Origin of the sequence: Streptomyces sp. NPDC007025 (assembly GCF_042869455.1) — a bacterium.
Classification (GTDB): domain Bacteria; phylum Actinomycetota; class Actinomycetes; order Streptomycetales; family Streptomycetaceae; genus Streptomyces.
In genome coordinates this window covers 240,179-253,674 of sequence record NZ_JBIAFT010000002.1, presented here as the reverse complement: position 1 = coordinate 253,674, position 13,496 = coordinate 240,179, and the positions used below count along the sequence as shown (strand labels likewise).

Annotated in this window: 13 protein-coding genes; 8 read left to right on the top strand and 5 right to left on the bottom strand. The window is 73.7% G+C overall.

Going from position 1 to position 13,496, the window contains the following annotated elements; all coding sequences use genetic code 11:
- Nucleotides 1–16: 16 nt before the first annotated feature.
- On the top strand, nt 17–1,051 hold the full coding sequence (locus ACFYMO_RS04790) for a YafY family protein (RefSeq protein ID WP_366770083.1): 1,035 nt from the start codon (nt 17–19) through the stop codon (nt 1,049–1,051).
- Between the two features lie 438 nt (nt 1,052–1,489).
- On the opposite strand, the gene ACFYMO_RS04785 is transcribed toward ACFYMO_RS04790, so the two are convergent.
- Nucleotides 1,490–2,500, bottom strand: a complete 1,011-nt coding sequence (locus ACFYMO_RS04785) for a mechanosensitive ion channel family protein (protein ID WP_388544240.1) — start codon at nt 2,498–2,500, stop codon at nt 1,490–1,492.
- Between the two features lie 557 nt (nt 2,501–3,057).
- Between ACFYMO_RS04785 and ACFYMO_RS04780 the strand changes: the two genes are divergently transcribed.
- Nucleotides 3,058–3,558, top strand: coding sequence for a hypothetical protein (locus tag ACFYMO_RS04780; RefSeq protein ID WP_388544237.1), 501 nt, complete (start codon nt 3,058–3,060; stop codon nt 3,556–3,558).
- A gap of 100 nt (nt 3,559–3,658) precedes the next feature.
- Here ACFYMO_RS04780 and ACFYMO_RS04775 read toward each other — a convergent pair whose 3' ends face one another.
- Nucleotides 3,659–4,519 carry an SDR family oxidoreductase gene (locus ACFYMO_RS04775; RefSeq protein WP_388544234.1) on the bottom strand — a complete coding sequence of 287 codons (861 nt, stop codon included), beginning with the start codon at nt 4,517–4,519 and terminating at the stop codon, nt 3,659–3,661.
- A gap of 92 nt (nt 4,520–4,611) precedes the next feature.
- On the opposite strand from ACFYMO_RS04775, the gene ACFYMO_RS04770 reads away from it, so the two are divergent.
- From ACFYMO_RS04770 to dhaM, 4 genes are all read left to right on the top strand, one after another.
- The gene (locus ACFYMO_RS04770) at nt 4,612–5,337 is read left to right on the top strand and encodes a TetR/AcrR family transcriptional regulator (RefSeq protein ID WP_366770087.1); all 726 of its coding nucleotides are present in this window, start codon (nt 4,612–4,614) and stop codon (nt 5,335–5,337) included.
- A gap of 456 nt (nt 5,338–5,793) precedes the next feature.
- Nucleotides 5,794–6,786, top strand: a complete 993-nt coding sequence (gene dhaK, locus ACFYMO_RS04765; protein ID WP_366770089.1) for a dihydroxyacetone kinase subunit DhaK — start codon at nt 5,794–5,796, stop codon at nt 6,784–6,786.
- Nucleotides 6,787–7,014: 228 nt separating this feature from the next.
- A complete protein-coding gene (gene dhaL, locus ACFYMO_RS04760) occupies nt 7,015–7,644 on the top strand; it encodes a dihydroxyacetone kinase subunit DhaL (protein ID WP_366770157.1) in 630 nt (209 codons plus the stop codon).
- Complete coding sequence (dhaM, locus tag ACFYMO_RS04755) at nt 7,628–8,062, top strand: dihydroxyacetone kinase phosphoryl donor subunit DhaM (protein ID WP_366770090.1); 435 nt, start codon at nt 7,628–7,630, stop codon at nt 8,060–8,062. The genes dhaL and dhaM overlap by 17 nt, the downstream gene beginning before the upstream one ends.
- On the opposite strand, the gene ACFYMO_RS04750 is transcribed toward dhaM, so the two are convergent.
- Nucleotides 8,047–8,625, bottom strand: a complete 579-nt coding sequence (locus tag ACFYMO_RS04750; protein WP_366770091.1) for a helix-turn-helix domain-containing protein — start codon at nt 8,623–8,625, stop codon at nt 8,047–8,049. The genes dhaM and ACFYMO_RS04750 overlap by 16 nt on opposite strands.
- 674 nt (nt 8,626–9,299) lie before the next feature.
- On the opposite strand from ACFYMO_RS04750, the gene ACFYMO_RS04745 reads away from it, so the two are divergent.
- Both ACFYMO_RS04745 and ACFYMO_RS04740 read left to right on the top strand, forming a co-directional pair.
- A complete protein-coding gene (locus tag ACFYMO_RS04745; RefSeq protein ID WP_366770092.1) occupies nt 9,300–10,499 on the top strand; it encodes a cytochrome P450 in 1,200 nt (399 codons plus the stop codon).
- A gap of 67 nt (nt 10,500–10,566) precedes the next feature.
- On the top strand, nt 10,567–12,063 hold the full coding sequence (locus ACFYMO_RS04740) for a M28 family peptidase (protein ID WP_388544228.1): 1,497 nt from the start codon (nt 10,567–10,569) through the stop codon (nt 12,061–12,063).
- A 91-nt stretch (nt 12,064–12,154) separates the two neighbouring features.
- Here ACFYMO_RS04740 and ACFYMO_RS04735 read toward each other — a convergent pair whose 3' ends face one another.
- Both ACFYMO_RS04735 and ACFYMO_RS04730 read right to left on the bottom strand, forming a co-directional pair.
- Nucleotides 12,155–12,652 carry an NUDIX domain-containing protein gene (locus ACFYMO_RS04735; RefSeq protein ID WP_366770094.1) on the bottom strand — a complete coding sequence of 166 codons (498 nt, stop codon included), beginning with the start codon at nt 12,650–12,652 and terminating at the stop codon, nt 12,155–12,157.
- A 65-nt stretch (nt 12,653–12,717) separates the two neighbouring features.
- A complete protein-coding gene (locus tag ACFYMO_RS04730) occupies nt 12,718–13,335 on the bottom strand; it encodes a hypothetical protein (protein WP_019357246.1) in 618 nt (205 codons plus the stop codon).
- Between the last annotated feature and the right edge of the window lie 161 nt (nt 13,336–13,496).

Genomic DNA, 13,496 nt, shown 5'->3' with positions numbered 1-13,496 from the left:
CTGCGAGACTGGCGCCGTGGCCGACGTCATGCACCGGGTCCTCGCGCTGCTCGCGGTCCTGCAGTCGGGCCGGAGCTTCAGCGGTGCGGAACTGGCGGCGCGGCTGGACGTCCCGCCGCGCACCCTGCGGCGCGACATCGGCCGCCTCCGCGGCTACGGGTATCCGGTCGAGACCCGGCCTGGCCCGGGCGGCCACTACCGGCTCGCGGCCGGGCGGGCCATGCCTCCGCTGCTGCTCGACGACGACGAGGCCGTCGCCACCCTGCTGGGCCTGGCGGCCCTCGGCTCGACCGGCAGCGCGAGCGAGGGCAGCATCGACCGGGCCGCGGTGCGCGCCTACGGGAAGGTGGACCAGTACCTGCCCAAGCGGCTGCGCCCCCGCGCGGCGGCGCTGCGCGCGAGCCTGGAGACCGCGCCCACTCCCGCGCCGAGCACCAGCGCGGAGACGGTCAGCAGGATCGCCGAGGCGATCGCACAGGAACACGCCGTCGCCTTCCGCTATGCGGGGGCGGGCGGAGCGGCCTCCACGCGCCTGGTCGAGCCGCACCGTCACCTCCACCTGCACCAGCGCTGGTATCTGCTGGGGTGGGACGTCGACAAGCGGGACTGGCGGACCTTCCGCCTCGACCGGCTCACCGAACTCCGGGTGACCGGCCGGGCCTTCTCTCCGCGGCCGCTGCCGGCCGGCACGGGCATCGACCAGCTCCGCGCGGGCATCAACCGGCACCGGCGGCGCGTGGTGCTGACCGTCGACGCTCCGGTACCGGCGGTGGCCGACGCGTTCCACCGCCAGGACGTCGTCCTCAGCACGGTCGCCGGGGGCGCCACCCGGGCCGAACTCGCCCTCGACTCCTGGCAGTGGCTGCTGCCCGGACTCGCCTTCCTCGGCGCCGACTTCACCGTCGAGGAGCCCGAGGACCTCCGCACCGCCCTGCGGGGATTCGCCGCCCGCCTCGGCCGCGGCGCCGCACCCGCTCCGCCGCCCGACGGCGGGGAGGAGCCCGCACCGGGCGGCCCGCCCGGCGCGGGGAGCGCGGGGCCGGGCGGGTAGTCGATGTCCTCGCCGGATTCCATGAGAACACCGGGCGCCCGGATGTCGGGGCGCTTCCTCGCGCTGGCGCAGCAGCCGACCGGAGAGCACCGAAGTTCTTCTGATGCGGCGAACGGGCAGGCCGACGCGAGGACCCGGGCGCGCGGAATTCGTGCCCGGATTCCCCGAAAGGCCCGGGCAGCGTCGGATATCTTCCGTGCATTCCGTTCGACAACAATTGCGTCCGGCCGGGAGCCATACCCGGGATTCGGGCGCACCGACGCCTCCCGGACCGGCTGTCCGCGGGGCAGGTAGCCACACACGGACTCTTCCGCCGGGCAGAGCGGGGCACATCGGACGTGCTTCGGCCCTGCCCGCATTCGGGCGTTCGGGAATCGCTCTCGAGGCTTCTGCGGCCCGGTACCGGCTGCGTGCGGGCGCCGATACCGGACCGCGGGGTCAGCGAGGAGCGGGCACGGAAGCGGACTCGGCGGCGCCGTCGTTGTCGCCGCGCACCCACACGGTCCGCTGCGGGAAGGGGATGTCGACCCCGGCGGCCTCCAGCGCCTCCTTCACCCGGCGGCGCAGCTCGCGGGTGACGCCCCACTGCTTGAGCGGGGCCGTCTTGACGGCGATGCGTACCAGCACACCGTCGGCGTCCAGGGACTGCACACCCCAGACGGAGGGGTCCTCCAGGAGCATGCCCTCGAATCGGGGGTCCTCGCGCATCTCCCGACCGGCGGTCTCCAGGACGCTGCAGACCGTGTCGAGGTTGGACTCGTAGGCCACGGAGACGTCGAGGACCGCGCGGGCCCATTCCTGGCTGTCGTTGCGGACCCGCAGGATCTCGCCGTTGCGGATGTGCCACAGACCGCCGTTGAGGTCACGGATCTGGGTGAGCCGCAGGCCGACGTGCTCGACCTCGCCGATGGCCTCGCCCAGGTCCACCGAGTCGCCCACTCCGTACTGGTCCTCCAGCATGATCAGCATGCCGGACAGGTAGTCGGCCACCAGGCTCTGCGCGCCGAAACCGATCGCCAGACCCACCACACCGGCACTGGCCAGCAGCGGGCCGAGCGCGATGCCGACCTGGTCGAGCACCATCGCCGCGCCCATGACCCCGACGACGACGGTGACGATGCTGCTCAGCACCGACCCGATCGTCCTGGCCCGCTGCTCACGCCGCTCCTGGGCCCGGGACCGGTCCCGCTGCAGCACGGCCGGCCCCCGGCCGGACATGCGCCCTCCGGCCTCCCGTTCCTCGGACGGCTCCAGGATGCGCTTCACCACATGTTTGATGCCCTTCTTGGCCACCATGCGGACTATCGCCATGCCTACGACGATGAGCAGGATGCGCAACGGCACGCCGATGAGAGTGTCCACGTTGTCGCGCAACCAGTCGGGGGCGGTCATGGCCTGTTGCATGTCACCACTGAGCAGGTAGGACGCCGACGGGTCGGGAAGTGACACGAGAAGGACTGCTCCACTCTTCATCGGCAGCTAAATTTTCCGCCGGCGACCGTAGCCGGGATTCCACGACCGGGTCAAAACCGTGAAGACCGGACGTGAGCGACGTGAACGTCATGCGCGGACCCAAGGATCGCGAGCGAACTCGGGACCGGGGCACGGAAATGCCCCTTCCCGCCCGGTCCGAAGCGCCGCTCCGGCTCGCCCTTTTCCGACGCCCCGCGCGTGCGCGGCTTTCGACCCGCCTTCCGCACGGACGCCACGCGGAGCTCCCGCACCGAATCCCCGCGTGGCGTCCGACGCGACCGGCGGATCACAGCCGGCCCGGCGGGAGGTGACGTGACGCCGCGTCCTGTCGTCACCGAGGGAGGACCCGGCTCTCCCGCGTTCCGCTTCGCGCTTCTTCCCCGGCAGCCCTTTCTCCAGCCGTCACCCCGACGGATCCATGTCCCGCGACGGCACCACCCTCCGAGACGCGACGGTGTTCCCCGCACTCGCGCTCCGCACGGCGTCGTCGAATCGGGAGGCCCCGGCCGGCGCGGCAACCGCATACTCGGCACATGGACTTGCTCTCCGACCGGTTCCGGGACCCGCTCAGCACCGAGTACGACTTCATCGGTTCGATCGTCGTGCGATGCCCCGGCTGCACGAAGGCCGCCCGTGTCGTTCCGGCACCCGGGGACGGCGACTCCGGGGGGCGGATGCTGTTCAGGCGGCGGCGGCTGGTCTGCCGCGGCTGCGGACTGTCACGGGAGTGGAGTGGCCGCCTCCTCGCCGTCCCCCGCGGCACGGCCCGGCCCGTGAAGGATCCCTATTTCGGTCTGCCGCTGTGGCTCCAGGCGGAGACCCGCCACGGATGGTTGTGGGCGTACGACCTGGAGCATCTCGACCTGATCCGCCGGTTCGTGCAGGCGTCGCTGCGAGAGCGGGCGCCCGGCTGCGAGACCGGGCCGCGGATGACCCTGGTGGCCTGTCTGCCGGCATGGATCAAGAGGGCGAAGAACCGGGACGAGGTCCTGCGTGCCGTCAGTCGGATACACGCCTCACTGGTCGCCGCCTGAACCGCACGTCCGGTCCCGCCGTCCGCGTCCCCGCTCCGGTTGCGCGGTGTGCCGGGTGGGGTCCCGCGGACGTGCGCGTCACGGCACATACCCCTCGGAGCTACGCGCTCCAGGCATGCTCCAGCTGGGTGCGGAAGGAGGCGGGCTCCCGGCCGATCAGTTCGGCCAGCGTCGGGTCGAGGGCGCTGAACTCGTCGTTCCGCGCCGCCGCGAAGATGCTCAGCATCAGGTCGGCGACGGGTGCGGGGACACCGTGGGCCAGTGACTGCTCGCGGAAGGCGCTGTCGGGGACGGCGGTCCGGGTGAAGACCTGTCCGGTGGTCCGGGCCGCGATCTCGCCGAGGGCGGCGAAGTCCAGGGCCGCAGGCCCGGTGAGAGGCGGGGTGGGTCCCTCGAAGCGGCCCTCGTCGGAGAGGATCTCCGCGGTGGCCTCGGCGAGGTCGTCGTGGCCGGTCCAGGCGGCGGGCCCGTCGGCGGGCAGGGCGATGTCCCCGGTCTGCCGGGAGGGTTCGAGGAACTGCAGGGCGCCGGCGGCGTAGAAGCCGTTGCGCAGTGCGGTCCAGGGCAGGCCGGTGGCCCGCAGGAGGTCCTCCGTCCGGGCATGGTCGCGGCAGGGCTGGAAGAGGGAGTCGTGGGCGGCGCCCATCTGGCTGGTGTAGAGGATGCGGCCGACGCCGGCCTGCACGGCGGCGTCGATGGCGGCCCGGTGGCCGGTGACGCACTCCTCGCCCGCTCGGTCGAGGGAGACGAGGAGCAGTTGCTCGGCCCCCTCGAAGGCGTGCACGAGCGAGGCAGGGTCGTCGAAGTCGCCCTGCCGGACGCGGACGCCCCGTTCGGCGAGGTCATGGGCCTTGCGCGGGTCGCGGACGCTGACGCCGACACGGTCGGCGGGGACGCGCTCCAGGAGGCGGTCGACGGTGCGGCGGCCGAGCTTTCCGGTGGCTCCGGTCACGATGATCACGAGGGGGTCCCCCAACAGTTGTTTCCGATGGAATCACTGAAACGATAACACTGGAACTAACATCGGAAGCAAATTCTCGATACCATCGATTCATGCGTCACGACACCTCCGCCGGCCCCCGCCGCCGCATCGTCGAAGCGGCCGTCGAACTGCTGGAGAGCGGCGGGCCCGAAGCGGTGAGCACCCGTGCGGTCGCCACCGCGGCCGGGATGCAGCCTCCGGCGATCTACCGCCTCTTCGGCGACAAGGAGGGGCTGCTGGAGGCGGTCGCCGAACACGGCTACACGCAGTTCCTGGAGAGCAAACGCGCGCAGCTCGACCCCGCGCCGGAGGACCCGGTGGAGGAGCTGCGCCGCAGCTGGGACGTGGTGGTGGAGTTCGGCGTCTCGCGACCCGAACTGTTCGCGGTGATGAACAGGGCCACCAGCCGGGGATCGGACGCCGCCCATCACGCGGGCCTGGAAATCCTCCGCGGGCGGGTGCACAGACTGGCGGCCGGAGGATGGCTGCGGGTCGACGAGGAGCTCGCCGCCCAGATCATCCGGGCGACCGGTCAGGGCGCGGTCACCACCTGGAACTCCACCCCTGCGGAGCGCCGCAGCCCGGCGCTGCTGACAGTCCTGCGCGAGTCCATGGTCGCCGCCGTCACCCGCGCCGAACCGACCGTCCCGGCCGGGGAGTCCGGCCCCGCCCCGGCAGCCCGCGCGCTGCGCGCCGCACTGCCCGACGACACCGGCCTGCTGAGCGACGCCGAACAGCGCCTGCTGCGTGAATGGCTCACCCGCCTGGCCTCGAACGGCGGCACGCCGCGCACCTGACGCCCGGCGCGGGGCGCGGACGGCCGCAGCACCGCGCAGGGGCAGGGGGCCTGCCGCACGTACCGGTTCGATGCGGCGGATGCCGCGATACGGGTTCGCCTCCGCGGGCGCCCCCTGGAGCGCTCGGTGGATCGCCGCTCCGTCGCTTCCGGCCCGCCTCGGCGATCCACCGGCCGCCCAGAGGCATCACGGACCCCGGGCATCACGACCGCATCAGGTACGTGACGACCCGCGATCAACGCGAGAGACTGTCCGAGATGAACGATACCGATCAGAGGTTCGACTGATACGCCCTCACGGACCTCGTCAGCAACTCGGCGCCGGCCCCGGAGACCCGCGCCCCTCGGCTCCGCGAAGCGCCGGGGAACAGGCCCGCCCCCGCTCCCCCACAACCCGCCGTCACCAGCGACGAAGCCCCGCACAACCGATAGCTGCCAAGCTCGCGTGGAGGTACACATGAGGATGCTCATCAACGTTCCCGAGTCCGTGGTTCCCGACGCGCTGCGCGGGATGGCCGCCGCCCACCCCGAGCTGGCCGTGGATGTGGACCGGCGGGTGGTCGTGCGGCGGGACACCCCCGTGGCGGGGAAGGTCGCACTGGTCTCCGGCGGCGGTTCGGGGCACGAACCGCTGCACGGCGGATTCGTGGGGCCCGGGATGCTGGATGCCGCATGCCCGGGCGAGATCTTCACCTCTCCCGTCCCCGACCAGATGGTCGCCGCGGCGGCGGCCGTGGACAGCGGGGAGGGCGTGCTGTTCGTCGTCAAGAACTACACCGGCGACGTGCTGAACTTCGACATGGCCGCCGAACTGGCCGAGGACGAAGGGGTCCGCATCGGGAAGGTGCTGGTCGAGGACGACGTGGCGGTGACCGACAGCACGCACACGGCCGGACGCCGGGGTACGGGTGCCACGCTGTTCGTGGAGAAGATCGCGGGTGCGCTCGCCGCCGAGGGAGCGCCGCTGGAGCGGGTGGAGGCGGTCGCACGCCAGGTGGCCGACTCCTCGCGGAGCTTCGGGGTGGCCCTCAGCCCGTGCAGCACCCCCTCCAAGGGCGGTCCGATGTTCGAGCTGCCCGCGGGCGAACTGGAGCTGGGGATCGGCATCCACGGGGAACCGGGCCGGGAGCGGCGCCCGATGATGACCTCCGGGGAGATCGCGGACTTCGCCGTCGACGCGCTGCTGGAGGACCTGCGGCCCGAGGAGCCGGTGCTCGCGCTGGTCAACGGCATGGGAGCGACGCCGCTGCTGGAGCTCTACGGGTTCTGCGGCGAGGTGCACCGGGTCCTGGCCGAGCGGCGGATCCCGGTCGCCCGTACCCTCGTCGGCAACTATGTGACCTCGCTGGACATGGCGGGCGCCTCCGTGACGCTGTGCCGGGCCGACGAGGAGCTGCTGCGGCTGTGGGACGCCCCTGTGCAGACCGCCGGACTGCGGTGGGGTGCCTGAGACCCGCCCGAAGGTGGCGTGCGGGCGGCGGGACGGCCTCACGACCGCGCAGCGCTGCGGCACGCACGGCGATGACGTACGCGGTGGTCCTGCCGGAGCGGGCAGCACCACGACCGGGACAGCGGTGAAGGAGCAGGAGTGAGCGGCAAGGTGACGAACGAGGCCGGCGGGTCCGGCGAGGGCGGGACGGGCGGCCGGGAGCTGGACGCCGCCTTCTTCGCCCGCTGGATGACGGCGACCGCCGACGCGGTGGCCCGGGAGGCGGACCGGCTGACGGAGCTGGACTCGGCGATCGGCGACGCGGATCACGGCGGCAACATGCGACGCGGCTTCGAGGCGGTGCGCGGGGAGCTGGCCGAGGACGTCCCCGCGACGCCGGGGGCCGTGCTGATGACGGCGGGCAGGAAGCTGGTCTCCACGGTGGGCGGCGCCTCGGGCCCGCTGTACGGCACGCTGCTGCGCCGTACGGGCAAGGCGCTCGGCAGCGCGGAGCGCGTCAGCGGCGCGGAGCTGGCGGACGCGCTGCGCACCGGGATCGAGGCGGTGGCGCAGTTGGGCGGCGCCGCCGCGGGTGACAAGACGATGCTCGACGCGCTGTACCCGGCCGCCGAGGCGCTGGCGGACGGCGGCGGCGAGGACTTCGGCGCGGCGCGCGACGCGGCCGAGCGGGGCGCGGAGGAGACCGTGCCGCTGCAGGCCCGCAAGGGCCGGGCCAGCTATCTGGGTGAGCGCAGCATCGGACACCGGGACCCGGGGGCGACCTCGGCGGCGCTGCTGGTGGCGGCACTGGCGGTGGCCGGCGGTGGCGAAGGCGGGACGGCAGGGTCCCAGGAGAGCGACAGTGGTGGGAGTGAGTGACGTGGCCGAGGCCGACGGCAGCAAGCGGGTGGGCATCGTCCTGGTCTCGCACAGCAAGGAGGTAGCCGACTCGGTGGCCCGGCTGGCCGCGGGGCTCGCGGGGGTGCCGGACGCCCGGGTCGCCGGTGCCGGCGGGCTGCCCGACGGCGCGCTCGGTACCAGCGAGGAACTGATCGTCGAGGCCGCGCACCGGATGGACGAGGGTGCGGGTGTCGCGCTCCTGGTCGATCTGGGCAGCGCGGTACTGACGGTCAAGACGCTGCTGGCCGAGGGCGACGAGCTGCCGGACCCGGCGCGGTTGGTGGACGCGCCCCTGGTGGAGGGTGCGGTCGCCGCCGTCGTGACGGCCGCGGGCGGCGGCGACCTGGCTGCGGTGGCGTCGGCTGCCGAGGAGGCCTACACCTACCGCAAGCTCTGAGCAGCGGTCAGCTGCGGGCGCGGCGGCCCGCAGTCCGTACCGGCGTCCGTTCCGGACGTGGCGACGGGCGGTGCCACCGGTCCGGCCGGTGGCACCGGCCCGGGCAGGACCCCGGGCGCGGCCCGGCCCCCGGGCGCGGCCGGACCGGCTCTTCGCCGGAAGTCCCGTCCGTTCCCGGGATCCGACCCCGGCCGGGGAACGCGGTCGAGGCCGCGGCCGGGTGGCTGGGTGCGCCGGTCCGGGCCGGTGGAGGCCGCCGCAGCGGTGGCCGCGGCGTGCCGCCACCGGCTCTCGGCGGCCTGCCGGCTCGCGACCGCCGTCCGGGCGTGGTGCGCGGCGCCGTCGGCCACCGCGCGGGCGGACGTCCCGGCCAGCGCGTAGCGCCCGTAGCCGGTGCGGTGCACCAGACCGTGCTCCGCGGCCTGCGCGAGGAGCTTGTTCGCCTGGGAGGCGCTGAGTCCGGCGCGCCGGGCTATCGCCCCCAGCCGGAGCGGCGAGCCGGGGTTCTCCCGCTCCAGCGCCGTCATGGCCGCCAATAACGCGAACCCGGTGGCGGCGCTCACCGGGCGCACCCGGAACGGAGAGCGCTCCGGTACCGGACACCGGCGCGATGGCGCGCGGGGAAGCAGGTCAACGATTTCATCATTGGTTTACACCTTCGAAGTCGTTTGAATCACCGGATTCTGCACGGCCGGGCCACTCCCACCGTCCGCCGTCTTTTCGGATGCCCCGCTCGGGTCGTCCGCATTCTCACGCCGGCCGCGGAACTTGGCATACCGCCCCGGAATGTGACTCCCACTTTTCCGTCGGTGGAAAAGTGGGCGTTCCCAACCCGCCACCCTCTTGCGCCGGGAGCACCGGCTGTCGGAAGGTGACCACGGCCGACTTCAGGCCCTCCAGAGGGCAACAGGGAAGGTGGGACGTGGGTATTCCTTTCGCATCCATGACACCACCCCGACCCCGGCGTTCGATTTGCAGGAGCGCAACCTTCCGCATCCGCCGGCGGGGTGAACGCCCGACCGCCCTTCACAAGGCCGGATTTCGCACCGGCCGCCCCCGAAAGCTCGCCGTCGGCGCGCTGTGACGGCGGACCACGAGAACCCACACAGAAGGGAGAACGCCATGCGTTACATCCACTGATGAGTTCCCGGTTGTCGCGGCCACGCGTATTCACGCGTGGCCGCGAACAGTACCGACCCCTTTCCCACCACTCCACCCGATCCGAGAAAGGCTGGCCATGACCGGAGCGGCGGCGCACACACGGCGGGATCCTCTCTACGACCCCCTGGCTCCCGAGGTCATCGCCGCTCCGCACGCGGCCTACCGGCGGCTGCGCGAGCACCGCAGGGTGTACTGGCACGCGCAGCTCGACTCCTGGGTGCTGACCGGGCACGCCGAGTGCCGGACGGTGCTCGGTGACACGGCCGCCTTCGGCTCCGACTTCCGCAGGGTGGGCGAGGCGGTCCCCGACGCCCAGTTGAGCGTGCAGTCGCTGGACCCTCCCGCGCACTCCGCCGTCCGCCACCTGCTCGTCTCCGCGCTGCACGTGCGCTCGCACACGGCGGTGACGGACACCGCCGCGCGGCTGGCCGCCGGGCGCCTGGACGCGCTGCGCGGCGCCGGCTCCGTCGACCTGGTCAGCGGATTCGCCCGCCCGCTCGCGCTGCACACGATGTGCGACTTCCTGGGGGTCGCACCGCCCGACGGGCCCTGGTTCGAGGAGATGTCCAACGCGATCGTCCGCAGCATGGACGCCGGACTGGAGCCCGCGCGTGCCGAACCGGGCACCCGGGCCAGGGCCGAGTTGAGCCGGATGGTGGGCGAGTGGCTGGAGACCGCCGGCGAGGACGGCTTCCTCGGCGCCGCCCGCGCCGCCCGCGCACAGGCCCCGGAGGTCTCCACGGCGGTGCTGGCCAACTCGCTGCGGGCCGTGCTGCACGCGGGGTACGAGTCGGTCAGCCGGCTGCTGGGCAACGCGCTGGCCCGGCTGGTGGACGACCCCGCGCTGCTCGGCCGCGCCATGGCGCGGAACGCGCTGGATCCGTTGGTCGACGAGCTGCTCCGGCTCGACGGGCCGGTCCAGGCCGACGCGCGGGTGTGCGTGGCCGACAGCGAACTGGGCGGCCGGCGGATCCGGCCGGGCGAGGTCGTCGTGCTGCTGCTGGGCGCGGCCGACCGGGATCCGGAGGTCTTCGCCGATCCGGACGCGGTGGACCTGACCCGACGCCGGGGAGCGCATCTGGCCTTCGGCCGGGGCGCGCACGCCTGTCTGGGCGCGGGGCTGGCCACACTGCAGTTGCGTGCGGTGCTCTCGGCCCTGCACACGGCCGGGATCGGCTTCCGGGCCCAGGGCGCCGCACAGTACGAACCCACCGCGACGCTGCGCGGATTGCGCGCGCTGCCGGTCGCGGTGAGCGAGCCCGCTGCCGCCTGCTGAACGCCCGAGCCGCAGCTGTGTCCCGGCTGCGCGGAACACCCCGGACCACCGTGCGAAGGGAAAGCCCGTGCCCGTCCTCGACCGCCCGCTCCGCCACACCCTGAGACTCGCCGCGGCTGCGGCGCTGTCGCTGGCCTGCCTGTCGGCGCAGCAGGCCGGTGCCGCCCCGCTGCCCTCCTCCGCACCGGCCGGGAGCGCCGCCACCGGCCGGGCCGCCCTCTCCCCCGAGCGGTTGGCCGACGGGGTGCGGGGCCGGGACGTGGTCCGCCATCTGCGGGCCTTCCAGGGAATCGCCGATGCCAGCGGTGGCAACCGGGGCTACAACCGGCCCGGATTCACCCGCTCGGTACGGTACGTGGCCGACAGACTCGCAGCCGCCGGGTACGAGGTCGAGCGGCAGCGGGTGCCCTACACCGACTTCGACATCGCCAAGGAGCGGCTGTCGGTACGGACGGGGAGCGGCGGTGGCCGGAAGGTGCCTGTCCTGATGACCCGCTTCACTCCGTCGACCTCCGCGGCCGGTCTCGACGCACCGCTGGTGGCGCCGCCCCGCGGGAAGACGGGCTGCGCGGCGTCCGACTACGACGGTGTGGCCGCGCGCGGGGCGGTCGTCGTACTGGCCCGCGACGCCTGCGGGTTCGGACATCAGCAGCAGGTGGCCGCACAGGTGGGTGCGCGGGCGGTGGTGATGTACTATCCGACCCCGTCGCCGCGGAACAACTACCGCCTGATGGGCCTGCCCCGGGGCAGCTACGTGCTCCCCATGGGGATGGTCTCCCAGACCGACGGCGAACGGCTGGCACGGCGGGCCGCCACCCACGAGGGCGCCCGGGTGCATCTGACGCTGCGCGGCCGCGACGTCCGGCGCACCACGGTGAACCTGATCGCCGAGACCAGAGGCGGTGACCCGGACGACGTGGTCGTGATGGGCGGCCACCTCGACAGCGTGCCGGAGGGGCCGGGCGTCAACGACAACGGCTCCACCGCCGCCACGGTGCTGCAGACGGCGCTGGAGTTGGCACCGCACCAGGACAGGGTGCGCAACAAGGTGCGGTTCATGTGGTGGGGTGCCGAGGAACTCCTGGACATCGGCTCCGGCTACTACGTCGACCATCTCTCGCCCGCCGAGCGTGGCAGGATCGCCGCCGTCCTGAACGCGGAGCTGCTCGCCCCGTCCAACTACGGCCGCTTCGTGTGGGATCCGGGAACCGGCGGCAGCCACCGGATCGCCGGGCTGTTCGCCGGGTACTTCGAGCGGCACGGACTGCCCTACGAGCGGCAGGACCCGGGCGCGATCGGCTCCGACCACCTGATGTTCCAGGAGGCGGGCATCCCGGTCGGCGGGCTGGACGGGGGCAACCTGCAGGTGAAGACCCCGGAGCAGCAGGCCCGCTTCGGCGGCACGGCCGGGCAGATGTTCGACCCCTGCTACCACCAGCCGTGCGACCGGCTGGAGGCCATCGACCGGACCGCGCTGGACACCAACGCCCGCGCACTGGCCTGGGTCCTGGGCGAACTGGCGCTGAAGGACGGCGCCGTACGCGGGATTCGGGCCGCCGGGTAGCCCGGCGGTCACCGGCGGGGCCCGGTCACCGGGCCCCGCCGGTGACCGGGTGCGGCCCGCAGTCGGGCCGCGGCCGCCGGCCGGCCGCCCGTCAGCCCGCCGCGTCCGGGGATGCGGTGAACGAGGCAGGCCCCTCCTGGGATGCCTGCTTGATGCGGAAATGCGCGTACTCCTTCATCGGCGGCAGCTCGTCGAGGCCGAACCAGCCGACCTCCAGCGACTCCTCGTCGTTGACCCGCACGGCGCTCGCCGCCGCCGCGGTGGCCCGGCAGCGGAAGACGATGTCCATGAACTGGCAGATGTCCCCGTTGGGGTAGGTGATGGGTTCGACCCGCGCGTACACCCCGACCAGGCGCTCCGCCACGCACCGGACGTTGGTCTCCTCCCGCACCTCGCGCACCGCGCAGTCGGCCGGCTGCTCGCCGGGCTCCGGGATTCCGCCGATCACCGACCATCTGCCGGTGTCGGCGCGCCTCCCCAGCAGCACCCGCCCCCGGTCGTCGAAGACGACGACGCTGACGCCGGGCAGGTGGAGGAGCTGGTGACCGGCGGAGCACCGCAGGTCGCGGATGAAGTCGGGAGTCGCCATGCTCCGACCCTATGCCGGGCCGGGTCCGCGCGCCGCCCGAGGCGGCCGCGGGCGGCCCGCGGGTATCAGGCCGCCCGCAGCGCGTGCAGCCGGGCACGGATGTGGTGGACCGCCGCCTCCGCGTCGTCCACCGTGACGGTGAACAGCCGGCCGTCTCCCAGCCGCAGCACCAGCCCCTCCCCCCGCCGGATGACGACGGCGGTGCCTTTCTCGGGCCGCCAGCGGTAGCCCCAGCCGCCCCAGTGCCGCGGGGTGACCCGGGGAGCGTGCTCGGCGTGCACGACGTCGCGCAGGTGGATGCGGCGGCGCGGGACACCGGCGTGGCCGCACCGCACCTCCAGCGTGTCGTTCTCCACCTTCACCTCGACGTGCACGAAGGCGAGGGTGCCGAAGAGGACGAGCAGGCCGACGGCGACGCAGCCGACGACGGACATGATCCGCGGCACCACTCCACCGGGCCAGGTCATGTCCACCGCGAGATCGATGCCCAGCGCCAGGCATCCGACGCCGACGGCGGCCAGGCCCCACTGCAGCCGGCTGCTGGCGCGCCCGGTCCACACCTGCGCGCCCGGCGGCGGGACGACGTGCCGCGGCGGCGCGGGGGCGGGGCCGCGGGCGGCTTCGCCGCGGGGTCCGGCGCCGCCCTGGGCGGATGCGGCGCCGTCACGGGGACGGTCACTCATGTCGGCAGCGTACTCGCGAGACCCCGCACCGGCAGCCGGAGCGGGGCCGAGTCAGGCGGGCGGAACCGGACCGGGCCCGGTCCGCGGGGTACCGGGCACCGCGGACCCGGTACCGAGACGCCCCGGCGGCGCTGCCGCGGCGACCGGCCCCGGGAGCGGTC